The 22837-nt window shown below is 68.8% G+C and carries 15 protein-coding genes and 1 pseudogene; 3 read left to right on the top strand and 13 right to left on the bottom strand.

The genetic code is table 11. The features are described 5' to 3' along the window. Nucleotides 1–131: 131 nt before the first annotated feature. The 7 genes from QFZ82_RS10505 to ngcE all read right to left on the bottom strand — a co-directional run bounded on the left by QFZ82_RS10505 (nucleotide 132) and on the right by ngcE (nucleotide 8461). Nucleotides 132–1421, bottom strand: coding sequence for a sugar ABC transporter permease (locus QFZ82_RS10505; protein WP_307712907.1), 1290 nt, complete (start codon nucleotides 1419–1421; stop codon nucleotides 132–134). Further along, nucleotides 1418–2206: an ATP-binding cassette domain-containing protein gene (locus QFZ82_RS10510; protein WP_307712908.1), complete on the bottom strand. Its 789-nt coding sequence runs from the start codon at nucleotides 2204–2206 to the stop codon at nucleotides 1418–1420. Before QFZ82_RS10510 ends, QFZ82_RS10505 begins: the two co-directional genes overlap by 4 nt. A gap of 210 nt (nucleotides 2207–2416) precedes the next feature. Then, nucleotides 2417–3481, bottom strand: a complete 1065-nt coding sequence (locus QFZ82_RS10515; protein ID WP_307717688.1) for a sugar ABC transporter substrate-binding protein — start codon at nucleotides 3479–3481, stop codon at nucleotides 2417–2419. Between the two features lie 169 nt (nucleotides 3482–3650). Continuing rightward, the gene (locus tag QFZ82_RS10520) at nucleotides 3651–4850 is read right to left on the bottom strand and encodes an ROK family transcriptional regulator (RefSeq protein WP_307712909.1); all 1200 of its coding nucleotides are present in this window, start codon (nucleotides 4848–4850) and stop codon (nucleotides 3651–3653) included. Between the two features lie 246 nt (nucleotides 4851–5096). Further along, the gene (locus QFZ82_RS10525; RefSeq protein WP_307712910.1) at nucleotides 5097–6041 is read right to left on the bottom strand and encodes a carbohydrate ABC transporter permease; all 945 of its coding nucleotides are present in this window, start codon (nucleotides 6039–6041) and stop codon (nucleotides 5097–5099) included. A 14-nt stretch (nucleotides 6042–6055) separates the two neighbouring features. Then, nucleotides 6056–6988 carry a carbohydrate ABC transporter permease gene (locus tag QFZ82_RS10530; protein ID WP_307712911.1) on the bottom strand — a complete coding sequence of 311 codons (933 nt, stop codon included), beginning with the start codon at nucleotides 6986–6988 and terminating at the stop codon, nucleotides 6056–6058. Between the two features lie 30 nt (nucleotides 6989–7018). Beyond that, complete coding sequence (ngcE, locus tag QFZ82_RS10535; RefSeq protein ID WP_307712912.1) at nucleotides 7019–8461, bottom strand: N-acetylglucosamine/diacetylchitobiose ABC transporter substrate-binding protein; 1443 nt, start codon at nucleotides 8459–8461, stop codon at nucleotides 7019–7021. A gap of 504 nt (nucleotides 8462–8965) precedes the next feature. Between ngcE and QFZ82_RS10540 the strand changes: the two genes are divergently transcribed. Beyond that, nucleotides 8966–12808 carry a GH92 family glycosyl hydrolase gene (locus QFZ82_RS10540; protein WP_307712913.1) on the top strand — a complete coding sequence of 1281 codons (3843 nt, stop codon included), beginning with the start codon at nucleotides 8966–8968 and terminating at the stop codon, nucleotides 12806–12808. A gap of 74 nt (nucleotides 12809–12882) precedes the next feature. After that, nucleotides 12883–13026, top strand: a complete 144-nt coding sequence (locus tag QFZ82_RS10545; protein ID WP_307712914.1) for a hypothetical protein — start codon at nucleotides 12883–12885, stop codon at nucleotides 13024–13026. Between the two features lie 46 nt (nucleotides 13027–13072). Here the strand turns inward: QFZ82_RS10545 and acnA are convergent, their stop codons facing one another. Further along, nucleotides 13073–15790: an aconitate hydratase AcnA gene (acnA, locus tag QFZ82_RS10550; RefSeq protein WP_307712915.1), complete on the bottom strand. Its 2718-nt coding sequence runs from the start codon at nucleotides 15788–15790 to the stop codon at nucleotides 13073–13075. Nucleotides 15791–16387: 597 nt separating this feature from the next. On the opposite strand from acnA, the gene QFZ82_RS10555 reads away from it, so the two are divergent. Continuing rightward, nucleotides 16388–17917, top strand: a complete 1530-nt coding sequence (locus QFZ82_RS10555) for a UDP-N-acetylglucosamine 1-carboxyvinyltransferase (RefSeq protein WP_307712916.1) — start codon at nucleotides 16388–16390, stop codon at nucleotides 17915–17917. A gap of 145 nt (nucleotides 17918–18062) precedes the next feature. On the opposite strand, the pseudogene QFZ82_RS10560 reads toward QFZ82_RS10555, so the two are convergent. The 5 genes and pseudogenes from QFZ82_RS10560 to QFZ82_RS10580 form a co-directional block, all read right to left on the bottom strand. Further along, nucleotides 18063–18230 (bottom strand): annotated as a pseudogene (locus QFZ82_RS10560) (site-specific integrase); the annotation flags it as partial. A gap of 332 nt (nucleotides 18231–18562) precedes the next feature. Continuing rightward, nucleotides 18563–19435, bottom strand: coding sequence for a JmjC domain-containing protein (locus QFZ82_RS10565; RefSeq protein WP_307717689.1), 873 nt, complete (start codon nucleotides 19433–19435; stop codon nucleotides 18563–18565). Continuing rightward, nucleotides 19435–20391: an LD-carboxypeptidase gene (locus tag QFZ82_RS10570; RefSeq protein ID WP_307712917.1), complete on the bottom strand. Its 957-nt coding sequence runs from the start codon at nucleotides 20389–20391 to the stop codon at nucleotides 19435–19437. The genes QFZ82_RS10565 and QFZ82_RS10570 overlap by 1 nt, the downstream gene beginning before the upstream one ends. Beyond that, a complete protein-coding gene (locus QFZ82_RS10575) occupies nucleotides 20388–20783 on the bottom strand; it encodes a hypothetical protein (protein ID WP_307712918.1) in 396 nt (131 codons plus the stop codon). The genes QFZ82_RS10570 and QFZ82_RS10575 overlap by 4 nt, the downstream gene beginning before the upstream one ends. Then, entirely contained in the window at nucleotides 20776–22713 is a 1938-nt protein-coding gene (locus QFZ82_RS10580) for a hypothetical protein (RefSeq protein ID WP_307712919.1), read from the bottom strand. Before QFZ82_RS10580 ends, QFZ82_RS10575 begins: the two co-directional genes overlap by 8 nt. Nucleotides 22714–22837 lie beyond the last annotated feature (124 nt).

Here is a 22837-nt window from a genome sequence, read left to right on the forward strand (position 1 = left end):
GCCTTGCCGATTGCCCGAGTCTAATGTTCCGGTCGCGATCTACGACGCGCGGCCGTGCGTTGTCGGTCACGCCGCGGCCGCACGCAGCAGTGCCCGGCACCGCCGTGCGGTGCCGGGCACTGGGGGCCGTGTCAGGCGCGACCAGCGGTCTTCTGGGTCTTGCGGGTGATGGAGTCGATCACGACCGTGGCGAGCAGCACACCGCCGGTGATCATGTAGACGACGGGTGTCGCGATGCCCTCCAGGGCGAGGCCGTACTGGATCGAGACGATCACCATGACGCCGAGAAGGGCGTTCCAGGTGCGGCCCCGGCCGCCGAAGAGGCTGGTGCCGCCGATGACGGCCGCCGCGATGACGTTCATCAGCAGGTCACCGGTGCCGGCGCTCTGGTTGGCGGCGGCGATCTTGGAGGCCCAGAACAGGCCGCCGACCGCCGCGAAGAACCCGGCCAGGGCGAAGACCGAGATGCGGACCGCGGTGACGTTGATGCCGGCACGGCGGGACGCCTCGACGCTGCCGCCCAGCGCGAAGATCTTGCGGCCGTAGGCGGTGCGGCGGAGCACGAAGTCCGTGATCACGAGGACCGCGAGGAACAGCACCAGCGCCAGCGGCAGACCCTTGTACTGGTTGAACATGGCCGCCGCCGCGAAGGCGACGATCGCGAGGAGCACCGTGCGCAGCACGATGTCGGACACCGGCCGGGACGGAACGCCCGCGGCTTCCCGGCGGCGGTTGTCGAAGAACGACGTCAGGAAGAACACGCCTACGGCCACGGCGGCGAGGCCGTAGGCGGCCGCGATGTCCGAGAAGTAGTACGTGGTCAGCTTGCCGACGACACCCTCGGAGTCCAGGTTGATCGTTCCGGCGTCGCCGAGGAGCTGGAGCATGAAGCCGAGCCAGAACAGCAGGCCCGCCAGCGTGACGGCGAACGCGGGGGCACCGATCCTGGCGAAGAAGAAGCCGTGCAGGGCTCCGATGGCCGCGCCCCCGCCGAGGGCGACGAGGACGGCGAGCCACTCGTTCATCCCGTGGCTGACGCTCATGACGGCGACGATGGCGCCCGCGACACCGCTGACGGAGCCGACCGACAGGTCGATCTCGCCGAGCAGCAGGACGAAGATGATGCCGACGGCCATCATGCCCGTGCCGACCATGGTGACGGCGATGTTGTTCAGGTTCTCCGCCGAGAGGAAGGCGGAGTTCAGGCTCTGGAAGATGATCGCGATGATCACCAGGCCCAGGACGACCGGGATCGAGCCCAGGTCACCGGCGTGCATCTTCCGCCGGAACTCGGAGACGTATCCCTTGAGGCCCTGCTCGCGCACCAGCAGGCGGGGGTCGACCGCGGTGACCGCGTCGTGTGCGGCGTCCGGATTGACGACGGGCGCCTCGACGTGGGTGGAGGTCTTCTCGGTGCTCACTTCTGAACCTCCGCGTTGCGCGCCGCACGGCGGGTCACGGCGTTGTCCGTGGCGCCGGTGATGGCGGAGATGATGTCTTCCTGGGAGGTCGACTTGACCTCGAAGACGCCGTTGTTCCGGCCGAGCCGGAGTACGGCGACCTTGTCGGCGACCGCCTTGACGTCGGCCATGTTGTGGCTGATCAGGATCACGGCGTGGCCGCGCTCCCGCAGCCGCTCGACGAGGTCGAGCACCTGTGCGGTCTGCTCGACGCCCAGGGCGGCGGTGGGCTCGTCGAGGATGACGAGCTTGGGCTCCCCGAGCATCGACCGCGCGATGGCCACGGTCTGGCGCTGACCGCCGGACAGCGAGGCGATCGGGATGCGGACGCTGGGGATGCGGATCGACAGCGTCTTCAGCAGTTCGAGGGCGCGGCGCTCCATCTCGACCTCGTCGAGCACACCGCGCTTGCGGAGCTCGCGGCCGAGGTAGAGGTTGCCGACGACGTCGATGTTGTCGCACAGCGCGAGGTCCTGGTAGACCGTCGCGATGCCGAGGCTCTGGGCGTCGTGGGGGCGGTTGATCGACACGCCCCTGCCCTCCCACTCGATGACGCCTTCATCGATGGGATGCACGCCGGCGATCGTCTTGACCAGCGTGGACTTTCCGGCGCCGTTGTCGCCGACCAGGGCGACCACCTCACCGGCGTGGATCTCGAGCTCTACGTCGGTGAGCGCCTGGACGGCACCGAACCGCTTGGAGACCCCGCGCAACGCCAACACGGGCGTAGCGGACACGTGAACCATCTCCTTCGCCGCCTGACCGGCGGGGATGCCGCGCCACGGGGTAGGCGGCGCGGAGGCTGAGCAGTGCAGATATGCATAAGTGTTCCGACCGGTGCCCCTCCCGCAGCGGGGGCTGGATGGCGGGAGAGGACACCGGAAGGTTTCTGCGGGGACGGGACCGTCCCCGGGCAGAGGCCGGAGCGCCGGGTACCGGTGCTCCGGCGTGCGGCCTTACTTCAGGCCGAGCTGGTCACACGCGGCCTTGAACCTCGGGGTGCAGATCTCCTGGACGGTGTAGACGCCGTCCTTGATCACCGTGTCCTTGATGTTGTCCTTGGTCAGCGAGACGACCGGGACGAGCACCGACGGGATGCCCTGGTTGGTGGGGCTGTCCACCTTCTCCTTGGCGATCGAGTCGAGCGACTCGCCCTTGGCGAGCGCCACGGCCATCTCGGCCGCGGCGGCGGCCTCCGGCGCGTACGGCTTGTAGACGCTCATGAACTGCTCGCCCGCCACGATCCGCTGCACACCGGCGAGCTCGGCGTCCTGGCCGGTGACCGGCGGGAGCTTGGAGAAGCCGCCGGCCTTGAGGGCGGTGATGATGCCGCCCGCCATGCCGTCGTTCGCGGAGTAGACGCCGATGATCTTGTCCTTGCCGAGGGACGAGATCGCGGCCTCCATGTTGGCGTTGGCGTTCTCCGGCTTCCACTCCTTGGTGTCGTACTCCTTGCCGATGTTCACCTTGCCGTCGAGCTCGGCGTGGGCGCCCTTCTTGAACAGCGCGGCGTTCGGGTCCGTGATGGCGCCGTTCATCATGACGATCTGGCCGTCCTTGGCCTTGTCGCCGAGGGCCTCCAGCAGGGCCTTGCCCTGGACGTGGCCGACCTCTTCGTTGTCGAACGAGGTGTAGGCGTCGATCGGGCCCTCTGCCAGGCGGTCGAAGGCGACGACCGGGATGTCGGCGTCCTTGGCCTTCTTGACGCTGCCGGCGATGGCCTTCGCGTCGACGGCGTCCACGATCAGGGCGTCGACCTTGTTCGTGATCATGGTGTCGACCTGCTGCGTCTGCAGCGTGGCGTCCTGCTTGGCGTTGGCGTAGACGACCTTGGCCTTGCCACCCGTGAGCTCGCTGATCTTCTTCTCGATGAGCGGCTTGTCGAACTTCTCGTAGCGCGCGGTCTGGTTCTCCGGCAGGAGCAGTCCGATGGTGAGGTCGTCGCCCTTCTTCGCGCCGGTCTCGTCGGCGGCGTCGCCCGACTCCCCCGCCTGGCCGCAGGCGGCGAGCGAGACGGCCATTGCGGTGGCAGCGGCAGCGATGGCGGCACGACGCAGATGTGCGTTCACGATGTAAACCTCCCTGACGAGGCCGCGTCGCTGCGGCCGAGGTGGCTGGAAGTCAACTCGGCCCCGCCGCCAGCGTCAAGGAGTAAATCCTTAACGAGATGACAACGGTGCCATCCGTTATCTAAGTGAAGGCAGGAGTCCTGGTGGGCAACGCGCTCTCCAGAAGGGTCGAATCACCCATTTCGCTGAGCACGAGGGCAAGGGCTCCAAGGACCTCGGCGCGTCCGCCGAGCGCTCCCGGCGCCACCGAGAGCTGCCTCGCCGCGCTGGGGATCGCATAGCGGGAGACGGACTCGCGGATGGGTCCCAGTACCAACTCTCCAGCCTCCGCCAGATCGCCGCCCAGCACCACCCGGCTCGGGTTCAGCAGGTTGCACAGGTTCGCCACGCCGCTGCCGATGTGGCGGCCCACGTCGGCCACCACGCGCCGGCAGCCGGGGTCTCCCTCGCGGGCGAGCCGCACCACCTTCTCCATGGTCAGCCCGTCGCCGTGGCTCGGCTGCAGCAGCGGCAGCACGTACCGGGCGGCGGCGAAGGTCTCCAGGCAGCCCCGGTTGCCGCAGCGGCACACCGGACCCGACTCGTCGAGCGTGATGTGCCCGATCTCCCCCGCGGTGCCGCCGGGCCCGCGGTAGATCTGACCGTCTATGACCAGCCCGGCGCCCACACCGCTGGCCACCTTGATGTAGGCGAGGTCCTTGACCCCGCGTCCGCTCCCCCACACCAGCTCGCCGAGCGCGCCGAGGTTGGCGTCGTTGTCGACGTAGACCGGAACGCCCAGGCGCCCGGAGAGCTCGTCGCTGGGGTTTATGCCGGTCCAGCCCGGCAGGATGGCCGTGGAGCCGAGCGTGCCGGACTCCACGTCGATGGGGCCGGGCACGCCGAGACCGACGCCGATGATCTTCCCGGGGCCGATGCCGGTGGCCTCGACGAGCCGGTTGACCAGCGCCTCGGCCCGGCCGAAGCCCTCGGCCGACGAGGCGTCCACGTCCAGCGGCTCGGCCTCCTCCGCCAGCACCTGGTGGGCGAGGTTGCCGACCGCGACCCGCAGGTGGGTGTGGCCGAAGTCGACCCCGATCACGATGCCCGCGTCGCCGCTGAGGGAGACGCTGCGGGCGCGCCTGCCGCCCGCGGAGGTGGGCGTCACCTCGACCGTGCCGCCGTCCTTGAGCTCGCGGACGATGTTGGAGACCGTGGCCGCGGAGAGGCCGGTGCTCCTGGCGATCTCCGCCTGCGTGAGCGAGCCGGCCATGCGCACCGCGCGCACGACCCGCTCGAGGTTGGCCCGGTGCAGTGATGTCTGCGATCCCGGAGTCTCCATTGACTCATCCACTCCTGCCCCCGGTGGGCGGCACGACGACCGCCCCCGGTCGGGGCACCGCGAGGGAACCCCGACATCTCTCCAACTTGTGAACCCTAAGCTCAGCTCTCGGGGCCTTTCGCGTCAAGACCTTGAGCAAGGGCGACAGGGCCCCGGCACCACGGCGGATCAACGCCCGGGCCCCGTTCGACGCGGCGTCGAACGGGGCCCGGGCGGGTGCCGCGGCAGGCGGCGGAGTCGTCTTCGTTACTTGAGCGTGCCCGCGGTGAGACCGGACTGGACCTGCCGCTGGAAGGACAGGTACACGACGATCACGGGCAGCATGGCGATCGTCATGCCCGCGAAGATCACCGGCAGGTCGCCCTCGTATCCCTGCTGCTGGTTCAGCAGCACCAGGCCCTGGGTGAGCACCGAGCGGTCCTTGTCGAAGCCGCTCTGCTGCTGCATCAGGGTCATGGGGAGGATGTACTGGTTCCACTGGCCCAGCACGTTGAAGATCCCGACGCTGAGCAGACCCGGCTTGGCCATCGGGACCATGACCTGGAAGAAGATCCGGGTGTGGGAGGCGCCGTCGATGACCGCGGCCTCGTGGATGGCCGTGGGCAGCGTCCGGAAGAACGCGTGCATGAAGAAGACGGTGAAGGGCAGCGAGTAGGCGATGTAGACCAGGATCAGACCCTGGTACGTGTTGAGCATGCCGAGCATGTCGACGAGGAAGTACAGCGGCACCAGGCCGAGGTAGACCGGGAACATCGCGCCGGCGACGAAGAAGTAGTAGAAGAAGCGGTTGCCCGGGAACTCGTAGCGGGCGAGCACGTACGCCGCCATCGCGCCGAGCAGCATCGTCAGCGGGATGGAGAAGGCGAGCACGATCAGGGTGTTGGCGAAGTAGTCGCCGATCCCCTTCTCCCAGGCGCGGCCGAAGGCGTCGAAGTTCCAGTTCGACGGCCACGACCAGGCGCTGGCGCCGATCTCCGTGTCGGTCTTGAAGGAGCCGATCAGCAGCCAGAAGAGCGGCAGCACGATCATCACGGCCCACAGGATCAGGAAGCCGTGCGAGAAGACGTTGAGGACCCTGCCCTCGCCGTCGCCGCCGACGGATCCGGTGCGGCCGTCCACACCGTTCTGCGAGCCGCGCGGGCCGGGCACGGCGTCCTTCTCGACGCCGGGGATCAACCGGGTGTTCGACATGGCGTGTTCCCCGCTCAGTATTCGATGCGCTCGCGGCGGCTGACCCGCAGCGTGACGAGGGACAGGATCAGCGTGAGGACGAGGATGACGACGCCCATGGCGCAGGCGTAACCGCTCTTCCCGAAGGAGAGGAAGTTACGCATCAGGTAGGTCGCCATGACCTCGCTGTTGTGGTCGGGGCCGCCGCCGTAGCTGTTGCCCGGTGTCATGACGGAGATGAGGGCGAAGCAGTCCATGGCGAGGATCGCGAGGTACACCCAGGCCGTCTGCACCGTGTCCCACAGCAGGGGCAGCGTGACCCGGAAGAAGGACTGCGTCCGGCTCGCGCCGTCCAGCAGCGCGGCCTCGTAGATCTCCTTCGGCACCGACTGCATCGCGGCGGAGAACAGCACGAGGTAGAAGCCGACGCCCCACCACAGCAGCACGAAGGCCACGCACCACAGCACGAGATCGGGCTCGTTGAGCCATTCGATCGGGTGCGCGGGGTCGGACAGGCCCAGCTTGATGAAGATGCCGTTGATCAGGCCGGCGACGTCACCGCGGTAGATGGCCCGCCAGAGCACGGCGAGGATGGCGATCGAGAGCACGTGCGGAACGAAGAACAGGATCTTGTAGAGGCCCGATCCCTTCACTCCTCGGATTCCGCCGGAGCCACCCCGCCCGCCCACGTTCACCATGAAGGCGAAGAAGAGGGCGAGCAGGATGGTCGCGATCGGCAGGAAGATCAGGAGCAGGATGTTGTGCCACAGGGCCTTCAGGAACACCTCGTCGGAGAACAGCGCGGTGTAGTTGTCGAGTCCGACGAAGCTCATCTCCTGCGACTGGCCCTGCCAGTTCGTGAAGGAGTATCCGAAGGTCTGCAGATACGGCCAGATCATGAAGACCGCGTACAGCACGACCGGAACGATCAGAAATCCGGTGACGAACCGGTACTTTCCCTGTTGCATGGCACCCTGCCCCTGGTTTCCCGGCCTCGGCTACTGACGCTTGTTGTTCTTGCTCGCCGGGTCCTTGGCCGCCTTGTCGACCGCGGCCTGCGCCCGCTTGAGCCATTCGTTCGGCTGGATGCGCTTGGCCATGAGCTCGGCGGAGGCGGTGCGGATGGACTCGTCCATCTCGCTGTACCAGGTGGTGTAGAAGTAGTCGAAGCGCTGCTCGACCGGACAGGCGTCGACGGCCTCGACGGCCGACTTGGTGCCGGGGCGCAGGGACACGCTCTTGTCGACACCGTCCTGAAGGATCGTCAGCGAGTTGGCCACCTGGGCGAACTTCGTCGACCATTCCTTGGACAGCATCATCCGGAGGAACTCCAGGCCGCCCGCCTTGTTCTTGGCCTTCTCCGGGACGATGTACGGCTCACCCGCACCGGCCCGGATGGCCTCGAAGGGCAGCTTGCTGGCCGGCAGCAGCGGCATCGGCAGGAACTTCATGTCGAAGTCCGCCGGGGTCTGCTTCAACTGCTCGTTCTCCAGCCAGGAGCCGGAGGGGATGAAGACGGCCTTGCCCTCGTTCCACGCGGTCTGCGACTCGATATGGTCAAGGGAGTTGGTGCCGGGCATGAGCAGGCCCTTGTCGACGATCTCGTAGATCGCCTCGATGGACTGCTTGGCCACGTCGCTGCCGACGAAGGCCTTGGGGTCGAGGTTGTCGATCGCCTTCATGGCGTCCAGACCGCCGGTCTTGGCGATCAGGTCCATGATCATGACGTTGATGTAGTAGGGGTGCTTGCCCTGGTGGGCGAGGCCGCCGATGCCGTCCTTCTTGGCCTCCTGCATGATCCCCAGGAAGGCGTCCCACGTCTTCGGGACCTCCCAGCCCTTCTCCTTGAAGAGCTTGCCGGAGTACCAGACGCCCCAGACCGTGTAGACGTAGTTGAGCGCGTGCATCTTGCCGCCGATGAAGCCCTTGTCGGCGGTGCCCGGGATCAGGACGTCCTTGACCTTCTTGGTCGGGTCGTCGACGGACGGCGCCTCGAGGAGTTCGGTGAGGTCGGCGAGCTGGCCGTTCTTGTGCAGCACGTCGAGCTTGATCTGCTGGGCGCCGGAGTCGTCGACCACGTCCGGCGGGTTGCCCGCGTTGAAGCGCGGCTGGAGCTTACCGGTGATCTCCTGCGTGCCCAGGTGGCTGATCTTCGGGCCGTACTTGGCCTTGTACAGCTTCTCCCACTCGATGGCGTACTGGTCGCCGAAGCCGCCCTTGAAGATGACGACGTCGAGCGTGCCGCCCTTGGCGACGCCGAACGGGTTGTCCTTCGTCACCTCGCCCTTCTGCTTCTCCTGGTCGTCACCGCTGCCGCTGCTGGCGCACGCGGACAGGAAACTCATCGTCGGGACGGCAATCAGACCGAGTGCGGCCGACCGCTTGATCAGATTTCGACGGCTGAGGCCCTCATTGTTGTCGTGGGCAGAGGTGGATCCCATGCTCAAGTCCTCGCCTTCTCCAGGACTCAGGCGGTGTACCGGTCGCCCGTACTGCTCGCCTCAGGCGAAGGGCCCCGTTACCGCTGTCGGTTGCTGTGTTTTCCCGAAGGGAAACCCAGTGAAGCTCGGGTCGTGCACCGGCCGGCAGCGGGAACGGACCATTTCACGGCCGCCGGTCCGCGTGGCCCCGGCCGCCGCTCGTTCCCCCCTGCCCGCAACCTGTAACTGCTATACGGACGCCGACAGGTATAGTCCACTTCCCGCCAAGTGAGCAAGATCGAATGCAAGGTTGGACGGCAGTCTTTCCCGAGTTGAGACCTCGCGGATACATACGACCCCTGCACACCCTTACGACCGCTGCAATCTTCGCGGAACACCATATTCCGACCCGCCCGCATCGCCAACACCCTTGACACCGAAGGAAGCTTGGCTCCCTACTGGATCCTGCGCCTCGCGCCTGACAACGTTGTCCAACGCGCCTTTCCCCTGGAGGAATGACCCGGGATGCAGCCCAGACTCCGACCCCGGCAGAGACCAGTCCACGCGGTCACCCTCGCGGTGAGCGCCTCACTCCTCATATTGACGGCCCCCTCCGCCGCCGTCGCCCTTCCCGCACAGTCCGGCCAATCCCCCGCCGCGGACCGGGAATTCACGTCGTCCTTCGAAGCGGATGAAAAACAGCCCAATTGGCGTAATACCGTCGAAGTCGGCACCGACGGAAAGAAGCGGTCGTCGGGCGTGGACGGCGGATTCTCGAGCGGAATACCGGGCAATGTCACCGACAAGGTGATCGAACTGCGCGCCAGCGGCGAGAACACCGGCGCCGGCGAGACGAAGGAAAATCTCGTCGACCTCCTGCCGGGCAGCAAGTGGCTCACCTTCGAGCCCACGGGATGGGTCGAGTTCGACACCGACGAGCCGGTCAAGGTCGCCACCTACGCGCTGACGTCCGCCAACGACTTCGCCGAGCGCGACCCCAGGGACTGGACGCTCAAGGGATCGGCCGACGGAAAGACGTGGACCGTCCTCGACACGCGTGCGGGCGAGACCTTCGCCAAGCGCTTCGAGACGAAGACGTACGACATCGGCTCGCCGTCCGAGGTGACGGCGTACGCGCACTACCGCCTGGAGATCACGAAGAACAACGGCGCGTCCGGCATCACCCAGCTCGCGGACGTGCAGTTCTCAGGCGGCGACACGAGCACCCCCGTTCCGGACGACATGCGCACCCAGGTCGACCGCGGTCCCAGCGGCTCCCCCACCGCCAAGGCCGGGGCCGGTTTCACCGGCAAGCGGGCGCTGCGGTACGCGGGCACCCACACGCCGGACGGCCGCGCCTACTCGTACAACAAGGTCTTCGACGTCGACATCGCCGTGCGGCGCGACACCGAGCTGTCGTACAAGGTCTTCCCGGCCATGGCGGAGACGGACCTCGGCTACCCCGCCACGAACGTGGCCGTGGACCTCGCCTTCACCGACGGCACCTACCTGAGCGACCTGAAGGCCGTCGACTCGCACGGCGGGCTGCTGACCCCCCAGGGCCAGGGCGCCGCCAAGCGGCTGTACGTCAACCAGTGGAACGCCGTCGCCTCCGGCATCGGCACGGTCGCGGCCGGCAAGACCGTCGACCGCGTCCTGGTGGCGTACGACTCCCCCAAGGGGCCGGCGAAGTTCCAGGGCTGGATCGACGACGTCACGATCAGGCCCAAGACGCCCGAGAAGCGGCTGGAGCACCTGTCGGACTACGCCTCCACGACACGCGGCACCAACTCCAGCGGTTCCTTCTCCCGCGGCAACACCTTCCCCGCCACCGCGGTCCCGCACGGCTTCAACTTCTGGACCCCGGTCACCAACGCGGGCTCCCAGAGCTGGCTCTACGAGTACGCGCGCGGCAACAACGCGGACAACCTCCCGACCGTGCAGGCGTTCAGCACCAGCCACGAGCCGAGCCCGTGGATGGGCGACCGGCAGACGTTCCAGCTGATGCCGTCCGCCGCGGCGGGCACCCCGAACACCTCGCGCACCGGCCGGGCGCTGCCCTTCCGGCACGAGAACGAGACGGCGCGCCCGCACTACTACGGCGTGACGTTCGAGAACGGCCTCAAGGCCGAGATGACGCCGACCGACCACGCGGCGATGATGCGGTTCACCTACCCCGGTGACGACGCGAGCGTGATCTTCGACAACGTGACCAGGCAGGGCGGTCTCACCCTCGATCCCGCGACCCGGTCCTTCACCGGTTTCTCCGACGTCAAGAGCGGTCTGTCCACGGGTGCCACGCGGCTGTTCGTCCACGGCGTCTTCGACGCGCCGGTCACGGACTCGGCGGCCGACGGCGTCAGCGGCAGGCTCCGCTTCGACGCGGGCGACGACCGCACGGTGACCCTGCGCATCGCCACCTCGCTGATCAGCATGGACCAGGCGAAGAAGAACCTCGCCGACGAGATCCCGGCGGGCACCGGCTTCGAGCGCGTCCGCGGCAAGGCGCAGGACGCGTGGGACGACCTGCTGGGCAGGGTCGAGGTCGAAGGCGCCACGCACGACCAGCTGACCACGCTCTACTCCAGCCTGTACCGGCTGTACCTGTACCCGAACTCGGGCTTCGAGAACACCGGCAGCAAGCAGAAGCCCCGGTACCAGTACGCGAGCCCCTTCTCGCCGATGCCCGGGCCCGACACTCCGACCCGGACCGGCGCGAAGATCGTCGACGGCAAGGTGTACGTCAACAACGGCTTCTGGGACACCTATCGCACGACCTGGCCCTCGTACTCCTTCCTGACGCCGAAGAAGGCGGGCGAGCTGGTGGACGGCTTCGTCCAGCAGTACAAGGACGGCGGCTGGATCTCCCGGTGGTCCTCCCCGGGCTACGCGGACCTGATGACCGGCACCAGCTCGGACGTGGCCTTCGCCGACGCCTACGTCAAGGGCGTGGACTTCGACGCGGAGGCGGCGTACGAGGCCGCGCTGAAGAACGCGACCGTGGTCCCGCCGTCGTCGGGCGTGGGCCGCAAGGGCATGGAGACCTCACCGTTCCTCGGTTACGCCTCCACCGAGACCCACGAGGGCCTGTCCTGGTCGCTGGAGGGCTACCTCAACGACTACGGGCTCGCCGAGATGGGCAGGGCGCTGTACGAGAAGACGAAGAAGGCGCGCTACCGGGAGGAGTCCGAGTACTTCCTGAACCGCGCCCGCAACTACGTCACGCTCTTCGACTCCGAGGCCGGCTTCTTCCAGGGCCGCAACCTCAAGGGCGACTGGCGGGTTCCGTCGGGCCAGTACGACCCGCGGGTGTGGGGCTACGACTACACGGAGACCAACGGCTGGGGCTACGCCTTCACCGCGCCCCAGGACTCGCGCGGTCTCGCCAACCTCTACGGCGGCCGCTCGGGCCTCGGCAAGAAACTCGACACCTACTTCGCCACGCCCGAGACGGCGTCGCCGGAGTTCGTCGGCTCGTACGGCTCCGTCATCCACGAGATGACCGAGGCGCGCGACGTGCGGATGGGCATGTACGGCCACTCGAACCAGGTGGCCCACCACGTCACCTACATGTACAACGCGGCGTCCCAGCCGTGGAAGACGCAGGAGAAGGTGCGCGAGGTGCTGTCGCGCCTGTACACGGGCAGCGAGATCGGCCAGGGCTACCACGGCGACGAGGACAACGGCGAGCAGTCCGCCTGGTACCTGTTCTCCGCGCTCGGGTTCTACCCGCTGGTGATGGGCAGCGGGGAGTACACCATCGGCTCGCCCCTGTTCACGAAGGCGACCGTGCATCTCGACAACGGGCGCGAACTGGTCGTGAAGGCCCCGAGGAACAGCTCGCGGAACATCTACGTGCAGGGCCTGAAGGTCAACGGCGAGAAGTGGGACTCCACGTCGCTGCCGCACGAGGTGATCGCCGAGGGCGGCACGCTGGAGTTCGCGATGGGCGCCGAGCCGTCCACGTGGGGCACGGGCAAGGACGCCGCGCCCGTCTCCCTCACCCAGGACGACAAGGTCCCCGCCCCGCGGCACGACATGACCACGGCCGGCGGCCCGCTCCTCGACAACACCTCGCGCACGTCGGCGGCTTTCACGTCGGTCGACCTGCCGGTGGCGCCGGGAACCCGGGCGGTGGAGTACACGCTGACGTCGGCGGCGAAGGACAGGGCGCCGACGGGCTGGGTCCTGCAGGGCTCGGCCGACGGCCGGTCGTGGACGGACCTGGACAAGCGGTCGGGCGAGTCGTTCCGCTGGGACCGGCAGACGCGGGTGTTCACGGTCGAGAGGCCGGGGGCGTACGCGCACTACCGACTGGTGGCCGCGGACGAGGCGTCGCTCGCGGAGGTGGAACTCCTCGGCCGGTAGCGAGGGCTCACCTGTCGCGTACAACTCCTTGCGCCACGACACGTATTGATACGTGAATGTCCGGTGGAAGGTACATGGTGATCCTGTGGCTCGCCTCGCCTCGCGGGGCGAGCCACTTCTGTCGATCCTTCCGTTGGAAGAACTACGTGGCGGAACTGGGCTGGAACACCTACCGCCTGCTGTTCCGACGGAACGCGAAGGGCCGCACTCCTCGGTGAGGAGTGCGGCCCTTCGGCTTGTCCGGGACGTCAGCCGCGGCTGTGCTTATCCACGAATGAGGTTGCGCAGCACGTACTGCATGATGCCGCCGTTGCGGTAGTAGTCCGCCTCACCGGGGGTGTCGATGCGGACGACCGCGTCGAACTCCACACCGGTGTCGGTGGTGACCTTGACCGTGCGCGGCGTGGTGCCGTTGTTCAGCTCGGTGACGCCGGAGATGGAGAAGGTCTCCTCACCGGTCAGGCCGAGGGACTCGGCCGAGGCGCCCTCCGGGAACTGGAGCGGCAGGACGCCCATGCCGATGAGGTTCGAGCGGTGGATGCGCTCGTACGACTCGGCGACGACGGCCTTGACGCCGAGGAGCGCGGTGCCCTTGGCGGCCCAGTCACGGGACGAGCCGGAGCCGTACTCCTTGCCCGCCAGGATCACCAGCGGGACGCCGGCGGCCTGGTAGTTCTGCGAGGCGTCGTAGATGAAGGAGACCGGGCCGCCGTCCTGCGTGAAGTCACGCGTGTAGCCGCCCTCGGTGCCCGGCGCGATCTGGTTGCGCAGGCGGATGTTGGCGAACGTACCGCGGATCATGACCTCGTGGTTGCCGCGGCGCGAGCCGTAGCTGTTGAAGTCGCGACGCTCGACGCCGTGCTCCGTGAGGTACTTGCCGGCCGGGGTGTCGGCCTTGATCGCACCGGCCGGGGAGATGTGGTCGGTGGTGACCGAGTCGCCCAGCTTGGCCAGCACGCGGGCGCCGGAGATGTCGGAGACCGGAGTGGTCTCCATCGTCATGCCCTCGAAGTACGGGGGCTTGCGCACGTAGGTGGACTGCGGGTCCCACTCGAAGGTGTTGCCGGTCGGGATCGGCAGCGCCTGCCACTGGGCGTCGCCCGCGAAGACGTCGGAGTAGGACTTGGAGAACATGTCCTCGCCGATGGCGTTGGCGACGACGTCGTTGACCTCGGCCTCGGTCGGCCAGATGTCGGCCAGGTAGACCGGCTTGCCCTCGGTGTCGGTGCCGAGCGCGTCCTTGGTGATGTCCACCTTCATCGAACCGGCGAGGGCGTACGCGACGACCAGCGGCGGGGAGGCGAGGTAGTTCATCTTGACGTCGGGGTTGATCCGGCCCTCGAAGTTGCGGTTGCCGGACAGCACCGAGGTGACCGCGAGGTCGTGGTCGTTGACCGCCTTGGAGACCTCCTCCGGCAGCGGACCGGAGTTGCCGATGCAGGTGGTGCAGCCGTAGCCGACGAGGTTGAAGCCGACCTTGTCGAGGTAGGGGGTCAGGCCCGCCTTGTCGAAGTAGTCGGTGACGACCTTGGAGCCCGGGGCGAGGGTGGTCTTGACCCACGGCTTGCGGGTCAGGCCCTTCTCGACCGCCTTCTTGGCCACCAGCGCGGCGGCGACCATGACGTACGGGTTCGAGGTGTTGGTGCAGGAGGTGATCGCGGCGACGGTGACGGCGCCGTGGTCGATCGTGTAGGTCGAGCCGTCGGGGGCGGTGACGGTGACCGGGTTGCTCGGGGCGCCGTTGGGGGCGACGGCCGGGGCGTCGGAGGCCGGGAAGGACTCCTGGCCCGCCTCGTCCACGCTGTCGACGTAGTTGCGGACGTCCTGCTTGAACTGCTCGGCGGCGTTCGCGAGGACGATACGGTCCTGCGGGCGCTTCGGACCGGCGATCGAGGGCACGACCGTGGAGAGGTCGAGCTCCAGCTTCTCGGAGAAGTCGGGCTCGGCGGCCGGGTCGAGCCAGAGGCCCTGCTCCTTGGCGTACGCCTCGACGAGCGCGACCTGCTGCTCGGAGCGGCCGGTGAGCTTGAGGTACTTCAGGGTCTCGCCGTCGATCGGGAAGATCGCGGCGGTGGAGCCGAACTCCGGCGACATGTTGCCGATGGTGGCGCGGTTCGCGAGGGAGGTGGCGGCGACGCCCTCACCGTAGAACTCGACGAATTTGCCGACGACGCCGTGCTTGCGCAGCATCTCCGTGATGGTGAGCACGAGGTCGGTGGCGGTGGTGCCGGTGGGCAGCTCACCGGTCAGCTTGAAGCCGACGACGCGCGGGATGAGCATGGAGACCGGCTGACCGAGCATGGCGGCCTCGGCCTCGATGCCGCCGACGCCCCAGCCGAGCACACCGAGGCCGTTGACCATGGTGGTGTGCGAGTCGGTGCCGACGAGGGTGTCCGGGTACGCCTGGCCGCCTCGGACCATGACGGTGCGGGCCAGGTGCTCGATGTTCACCTGGTGGACGATGCCGGTGCCGGGCGGGACGACCTTGAACTCGTCGAAGGCGGTCTGGCCCCAGCGCAGGAACTGGTAGCGCTCCTTGTTGCGGCCGTACTCGAGCTCGACGTTCTGGCCGAAGGCGTCCGCGGTGCCGAACTTGTCGGCGATGACGGAGTGGTCGATGACCAGCTCGGCCGGGGCCAGCGGGTTGATCTTCGCCGGGTCGCCGCCGAGCTCCTTGACCGCCTCGCGCATGGTGGCGAGGTCGACGACACAGGGAACACCGGTGAAGTCCTGCATGATCACGCGGGCCGGCGTGAACTGGATCTCCTGGCTGGGCTGGGCCTGGGAGTCCCAGTTGCCGAGGGCCCGGATGTGGTCGGCGGTGATGTTCGCGCCGTCCTCGGTGCGGAGCAGGTTCTCCAGGAGGACCTTGAGGCTGTAGGGGAGGCGCGCGGAGCCCTCGACCTTGTCCAGCCTGAAGATCTCGTACGACTCGTCGCCCACGCGCAGCGTGCTGCGGGCGTCGAAGCTGTTCGCCGACACGACAGTCTCCTTCATCAATGTGCGCGTACTACCTCAATGCTGCCGCCACGGCTCCTCGCCGATCCGCTAAGGTAAGGCTTAGTTAGGTAACCCTTACCGATAGGCGGCTTGCGGTACGCCTTCGGCAGATATCTCGATGTCGAGATAACTCTAGTACATGACCGCCGCGCGGTCATGCCCGGACACCCTCCTCCCGGCCGTCGACCCGCCGCCGCGCCGGTCGTCGCCCCGGCCGTCGACCAGTCGTAGACCGGCCGTCGCACCGGAGAAACTCTCCGGTACGCGCCCCACCCCGCGAGGGGCCGGCCCGACGCGCCCCTCGGCACGCAACCGACACCCCGTCAGGCGCCACCCGCCCCGGCCGGCTCGACGAGGCGCCGGCGTGGACCGCGCGTCGTGACCTGCGCAGCGACATCCCCCTCGCCGTCGACACCGATTGCCCGGACGTTTGCGGTGTGTTCTGCCAGATTTCGGGCACAAGGGGGTGAACTCCCCTCGAATGCATACCAACAGGCGAACGGCCGCCCCGGAAGGCGGCATCACTCCAACAGCCCATGCCCGCACGATCACATCTCATATGTGAGATAGCCTCCAGCCATGGCAGACGACTACCTCGTACGTATCGGCAAGCTCATCCGTGACGCCCGTCAGCATCGTGGCTGGACACAGAGTCAGCTGGCCGAGGCGCTCGGCACCAGCCAGAGCGCCGTGAACCGTATCGAGCGCGGCAATCAGAACATCAGCCTTGAGATGATCGCGCGCATCGGTGAGGCGCTCGACAGTGAAATCATCTCGCTCGGTTACGCGGGGCCCATGCATCTCCGAGTCGTCGGCGGACGCCGTCTCTCCGGTTCCATCGACGTCAAGACGAGCAAGAACGCGTGCGTGGCGCTGCTGTGCGGCTCGCTGCTCAACAAGGGGCGCACCGTGCTGCGGCGCGTGGCCCGCATCGAAGAGGTCTACCGCCTGCTCGAAGTGCTCAACTCGGTCGGTGTGCGCACCCGTTGGATCAACGAGGGCATGGACCTGGAGATCGTGCCGCCCGCCGGTCTCGACATGGACTCCATGGACGCCGACGCCGCGCGCCGCACGCGTTCGATCATCATGTTCCTCGGGCCGCTGCTGCACCGGATGGACACGTTCCGCCTGCCGTACGCCGGTGGGTGCGACCTCGGGACCCGGACCATCGAGCCCCACATGATCGCCCTGCGCCGCTTCGGTCTGGACATCACGGCGACCGAGGGCATCTACCACGCCCGGGTGGACCGTTCGACATCGCCGGACCGGCCGATCGTCCTGACCGAGCGCGGCGACACGGTGACCGAGAACGCGCTGCTGGCCGCCGCACGCCACGACGGCGTGACCGTCATCCGCAACGCCTCCTCCAATTACATGGTCCAGGACCTGTGCTTCTTCCTGGAGGCGCTGGGCGTCAAGGTCGAGGGCGTCGGCACCACGACGCTGACCGTGCACGGCGTGCCGAACATCGACGTGGACGTCGACTACTCCCCCTCCGAGGACCCGGTCGAGGCGATGAGCCTGATCGCCGCCGCCGTGGTGACCGAGTCGGAGCTGACGATCCGCCGGGTGCCCATCGAGTTCCTGGAGATCGAGCTGGCGGTCCTGGAGGAGATGGGCCTCGACCACGACCGCTCCGGCGAGTACGCGGCGGACAACGGGCGCACCCGTCTGGTGGACCTGACCGTGCGGCCGTCCAAGCTGGAGGCGCCGATCGACAAGATCCACCCCATGCCGTTCCCCGGCCTGAACATCGACAACGTGCCGTTCTTCGCTGCGATCGCGGCCGTGGCGCAGGGCCAGACGCTGATCCACGACTGGGTCTACGACAACCGTGCGATCTATCTCACGGACCTCAACCGCCTGGGCGGCAGGCTCCAGTTGCTCGACCCGCACCGGGTCCTGGTGGAGGGCCCCACCCGCTGGCGCGCGGCGGAGATGATGTGCCCGCCGGCACTGCGCCCCGCGGTGGTCGTCCTCCTCGCGATGATGGCGGCGGAGGGCACGTCGGTGCTGCGGAACGTGTACGTCATCAACCGGGGCTACGAGGACCTGGCGGAGCGGCTGAACACGGTGGGGGCGCAGATCGAGATCTTCCGGGACATCTGACAGGATACCGCCACACCCGACCTGACCTGCGGAAACGCGGGTCAGGCGGGGGTGCGGCGGCACCCGTGGGACTTCTGTGGGACTTTGCACCTGAGCCGGGGCTCCTGCGGGCCGCTGTCCGGGCCCGACGCCGTCCGGGCCGAGGCTACGCGAAGATCGCGTCGATGGCGGCGGTGCCCCGTGCGCCCGCGCGAGGCAGGAAGTGGGAATACTTCCGCAAGGTGAACCCGGGGTCGGAGTGGCCCAGCCAGCGCGCCAGGGAGACGACAGATTCGCCGGCCTCCAGTTCCTCTGAGGCATAGAAATGGTGGATGACCCGAGCCACGCTTGATGACAGAGGCGCACCACCACAACGCGCGTCAGATGAGCGTCACGGGCGCCATTTCAGCGTCAAGATATCACCGGTAACGCCCATATCGCACATAATGCAGACGCACAAAACTGCAGGTCAGGACCCCTTGGCGCGTTCAAGGATGGCGAGGCACTCCAAGTGATGCGTCATGGGAACACGTCACACCTCTTCGGAAACGGGAAAGGCCCGGCAGAGCTCCTTTTCCCGCCCCACGGGCTGAGGCCGCGAGCCACCTGCAACCAACGGTTGACCTCTCCCGGCCTTCACCGTCCCCGACACGGTGGCTGACCAGCTCAGTCCAAGTGTCCGCGCGCCAGCCGTTCGGCCAGGTCGATGGCCGTGTGGCGCAGGGAGGCGCACAACTCCTCCGTGACGCGGCGCAGTCCGGGCCCATCGAGTTCCGTGGAGTCCTCCACGTCCCACGCCGCCGACAGGGCATCGATGATCCTTCGGCGCAGGTCTCCGGCCGTGCGGGAGAGCAGCGTGAACGACAGGTGGAACGACGCCCCGTCCTGGGCGATCGCCTGGTGGGCTGTGCCGTGGGGCAGGTACAGCAGGTCGCCGACCTCCAGCAGCGGTCGGGCGGTGACGGCGCCCGGTTCCTCGCACGGGCCCGGGCTCCAGCCGGTGGCCGGGGGCGGCCCGTGCACCTGCCATCGCTTGCGGCCGGTGATCTGGGCGACCAGCACATGTGCGGCGTCCCGGTGCACGGGCAGTGCGGCCGAGCCCGGCGGCGTCCAGAAGCCATAGACGCGCACCCGCCGTCCGCAGGCCGCCGCCAGCCGGGCCGCCACGTCCGCCACGGTGGGCTCCCACAGTTCCAGGCGGTTGAACTTGACCGCAGCCCCCGCCTCGACGGCCGACGCCACGCGCCGCGTGTCCAGCACCACTTCGTCGGGGCTGCGCAGGACGATCCGCTCCGTGCGGCAGAACTCGTCGTGGGAGACCGGCCGGCCGTCGCGGAGCACCACGACGTAGGGCGGGCGCAGCAGCGGGGTGCGCAGCAGCGCGGGGGCGTCGGGCAGGTCGGGGGCCAGCCAGTCGGTGGTGAGCACCTGGACGCGGCGGCCCCACGCGGCGGAGAGCGGTCCGTCGGCGGCGAGAAGGCCGGCCGGGCACGGCGCGTCGTGCGGCGCGCCGGAGTGCGTGCGGGTCGAGGTCTCCATCACGGTACGCGCAGCTCCTTCGGAGTCGGATCGGGTGAGGCGTCAACGGGTCCAAGGGTCCCGGTGCCGTTGGGGCGTTGCTCCAGCCGGAGGGACAGCCCGAACGGCAGGGGGGTACGGGCCCGGCCGTGGCCGAACTCCGGCCACAGGTGGACCGGGGCATCAGTGCGCTCGGCGACGGCGGCAGCCAGACGAGTGACGTCCAGCGCCCCGCCCCGCTCGTCGCGGCACGCCGTGAACTCACCCAGGACGACGGCCCGGGCCCGCCGCAGCCAGCCGGCGCATGCGAGGACGTCCAGGGCGCGCAGCAGGCGGCGCAGGTCGTCGTCCACGTCCTCCAGCAGCAGGACCGCACGAGCCGGCGGTGTCAGAACCGCCGTCAGGCAGGCGGCGACGCTCAGGTTGAGCGGAACGGCGCGGCCGGTGACGACCGCCTCCACTCGACGACCGGGTTGCGCCGCGAACGTCGTCGTACCAGTCACAGGCGGCGCCGCGCCGTGCAACCGCCGGAGGAGTGCGGCCAGGTCGCTGCGGCGTCCCGTGAGCAGCCGGGGGTCCAGGGCGTGGGTGGCGTGCAGGAAACCGACGTCGGGGCGGTGCGTCGCCAGCCACGCACCGAGGGCGCAGGAGTCGGAGAAGCCGACGAAGAGGGTCGGCGGGAGCGTCACCGGCAGCAGCCCGGCCAGTCGCGGCAGGATCTCCGTCGCGCCGAACCCCCCTTGGGCGGCCCAGACGACGGGGTAGTCGGGGCTGGTGAGCGCGGCAGCGAGGACCTCTGCCCGTCGCTCCGCCGTCGCGACGCTGTAGCCGTGCGGTCCGCTCTCCTGCTCGTCCGGCCCCATCTCCTCGCAGCGCACTCCGAGCGAGGCGAGCCTGCCGACCTGCGCCGCGCGACCCGCGGGAGAGAGCAGGGGGCGGCCGGAGGTGTTCACGACCGCCGCGCGCAGGGCCATCATGCGCTGCCGGCCGCACGCAGATCCGTGACCAGGTTCCGCAGCGCGGCCCGCAGCCGGTCCCGGTCCTGCGGCTGGTAGAACAAGCGCACCAGGGCCGTCCCTCCGGCGTCCCGCAGCGCGACCATGGGCTCAGGACCGTAGCCGACGTCCTCGTCGTGGTAGGTGAAGCGGACCGCGCGCTCCCAGTCGACGTGCAGGTGACAGCCGCACTGCTGGAGGCGCACGGCGTACGGGTCCGCGCCGTCCGGAGCGATCACGAGCTGCCCGCACAGGTTGGCGGCCCAGCCGTCGCCCCGCACCACAGCGATGGCCCCGGTGAACGGGCGCAGCGTCCCCATGAGCCCAGCGAGGAGCGTGTTCGGCGGCTTGTGGCCGTCGCGCCGGTCAGTCATGCCCGCCCCCGGCGGCACGCACGAGGAGGTTGTTCACCGTCTCCTCGCCCTCCCCCTCCAGGTCCACGTGGGCGATGTACGGGGGCAGTTTGGGGGACGGACGTGAGACGGTGACGCCGTGCGCCACCAGCCGGGCGCGTCCTTCCTCGACCCCGTCGGCCCCCCGCAGCGCGGTGCTCAGCCCGGCGGGAGCCACCGGCGACCGTTCAGCGAGGTCCGCCGCCGCGGCGACGCTGCCGGCCTCGACGAGTGTGGCCAGGGCTCCGAAGACGTGCTGGAGGTATCCGGTGCGGTCGCGGAGCACAGCAGCGAGATGGGCGCCGGTCCGGAAGTGCTGGAGGGCGGCGGGGAAGTCCCCGGACCGGAAGGCCGCGTAGCCGTGGGCGTACCGGATGCGCTCCTCGTAGAAGCGGTCGCCGCGCTCCTTGGCGTAGGTGATGGCCTGTGCGAAGTGCTCGTGCGCCGCCGGATCGTCGGCCTGGGCGAGCAGTTGGGCCAGACGGGCGTGGTGGGGCACGAGGAACGCGGTGGCCCCGGACTTCGCTACGCCGGCGAACGCCCGGGTCCAGAACCGGGCGGCCTCCGCGGGCCGCTTCGTGATCTCCAGCAGGAAGGTGATGTTGGCGACGAGGTTGAAGCGCAGGTAGTCCGCGTGCTCACCGGTGAGGCCCTTGATGCCGTCGAGGGCCGAGAAGCACAGGGTGAAGGCGGTGTCGAGGGCCTCTCGCCGCTCCGCCGGGTCGGTGATGCGGCGGGCCCGCATGGTCTCGACGAGCGCCTTGCCGTTGAGGATCCAACTGCGCTCCACCACGTTGTGCGGGGTGTCCTCGGCGTCGTGCAGGACGGCGAGCCCCTCCGCGTAGTGCCGAGCGCCCTCCTCCGGCGCCAGGTTCCGCTTGGTGCGCAGCAGTCCGACAAGGTAGGCGAGATGGGCAGACACCGCAGGAGTGGTGGTGAGCCGCCTGGCCCGCTCCAGCCGCTCGGCGGCGTCGTCGTAGCGGCCGAGCTGGGACTCCGCGATGCCGACGAGCCGTTCGATATCGGCCCGCCTCTCCGGTGACGCCTCCGCCGCGTTCGCCGCGTCGGCGACCAGGAAGAAGTGCTCGAAGTTCTGGAAGGCGAGGGCGTTGCCCAGCTCCAGCAGGGCGTTGGGGAAGGAGGTCGCTCGCAGCGCGTGCCAGCGGTCGGCCGTGCGCGCGGCCACCGCCGCCAGTTCGGCGGCCGGGACGGCGGGGGGCGTCGGCCCCTCGGCCGTCACCACGCCGGGGAGCGAGGAGATGCGGGCGAGCCAGGCCGACCGACTGTGGATCGTGAGCCGCTGGAGCGGGGTGAGCGAGGCGTCGTCGGCCAGCGGGTGCCAGTCCGCGCTCGACGCCAGCACCGTGAAGTCACCGCGGGAGGCCAGTCGGCAGGTGCGGAGGAGCACGCGCAGCGAGGGCCGGTCCCACAAGTCGATCCGGTCCACCAGGAGGGTAAGCCCGCCGCGTCTGGCGCTTGTCGCGGCCATTCCGGCGGCCAGGGTCCTGGCGAGACCGTCGATGACGACGGCACTGTCGTGCGACTCGCGGTTGATGCGACGCGTCACGCCGAGGGTGGCTGACTGTGTCAGCGGGAGCAGACCGCCCAGCTCGTTACGGCGGACGGACACCTCGAAGATGCCGAGTGCGCGGTCGACTTCCTCCCGAATCCCGGGCAGGCACGCGTCGAACGCGTCGGACAGCGCCGCCACCAGGCGCAGCACGCGGGACATGGTGGCGAAGTCGGCAGGGCCCTCTTCCTCCGGCACCCGCACCACCGCGTGGTCCGGCTGCCCGGTCAGGGCGAGGCACGCCGCCGAGTGCCGGGCGGCGTCGATGACGAGGTCCACCCCGGCTTCCGGGAAGCCGGGGAACGAGAGCGCGTTGAGGCTCTCGGTGGTGTACGAGGTCACGGCGGGCTCTCCTTCGTCGGCGTCCCCGGAAGCGGTCCCGGGTGCGGGATCGGCGCGGGTGCCGGCCCCTGCGATGGGGAAGGCACCCGCGCCGGGGCTGACCGGTCTTACCAGGACACGGCAG

Origin of the sequence: Streptomyces sp. V4I23, from assembly GCF_030817975.1 — a bacterium.
Classification (GTDB): Bacteria; Actinomycetota; Actinomycetes; order Streptomycetales; family Streptomycetaceae; genus Streptomyces.

Excerpts from the sequence above, each read along its gene's own strand:
- QFZ82_RS10510 (WP_307712908.1), bottom strand. The coding sequence starts at position 2,206 with ATGGTTCACGTGTCCGCTACGCCCGTGTTGGCGTTGCGCGGGGTCTCC.
- QFZ82_RS10515 (WP_307717688.1), bottom strand. The coding sequence starts at position 3,481 with ATGGCCGTCTCGCTCGCCGCCTGCGGCCAGGCGGGGGAGTCGGGCGAC.
- QFZ82_RS10520 (WP_307712909.1), bottom strand. The coding sequence starts at position 4,850 with ATGGAGACTCCGGGATCGCAGACATCACTGCACCGGGCCAACCTCGAG.
- QFZ82_RS10525 (WP_307712910.1), bottom strand. The coding sequence starts at position 6,041 with ATGTCGAACACCCGGTTGATCCCCGGCGTCGAGAAGGACGCCGTGCCC.
- QFZ82_RS10530 (WP_307712911.1), bottom strand. The coding sequence starts at position 6,988 with ATGCAACAGGGAAAGTACCGGTTCGTCACCGGATTTCTGATCGTTCCG.
- ngcE (WP_307712912.1), bottom strand. The coding sequence starts at position 8,461 with ATGGGATCCACCTCTGCCCACGACAACAATGAGGGCCTCAGCCGTCGA.
- QFZ82_RS10540 (WP_307712913.1), top strand. The coding sequence starts at position 8,966 with ATGCAGCCCAGACTCCGACCCCGGCAGAGACCAGTCCACGCGGTCACC.
- QFZ82_RS10545 (WP_307712914.1), top strand. The coding sequence starts at position 12,883 with ATGGTGATCCTGTGGCTCGCCTCGCCTCGCGGGGCGAGCCACTTCTGT.
- QFZ82_RS10555 (WP_307712916.1), top strand. The coding sequence starts at position 16,388 with ATGGCAGACGACTACCTCGTACGTATCGGCAAGCTCATCCGTGACGCC.
- QFZ82_RS10565 (WP_307717689.1), bottom strand. The coding sequence starts at position 19,435 with ATGGAGACCTCGACCCGCACGCACTCCGGCGCGCCGCACGACGCGCCG.
- QFZ82_RS10570 (WP_307712917.1), bottom strand. The coding sequence starts at position 20,391 with ATGATGGCCCTGCGCGCGGCGGTCGTGAACACCTCCGGCCGCCCCCTG.
- QFZ82_RS10575 (WP_307712918.1), bottom strand. The coding sequence starts at position 20,783 with ATGACTGACCGGCGCGACGGCCACAAGCCGCCGAACACGCTCCTCGCT.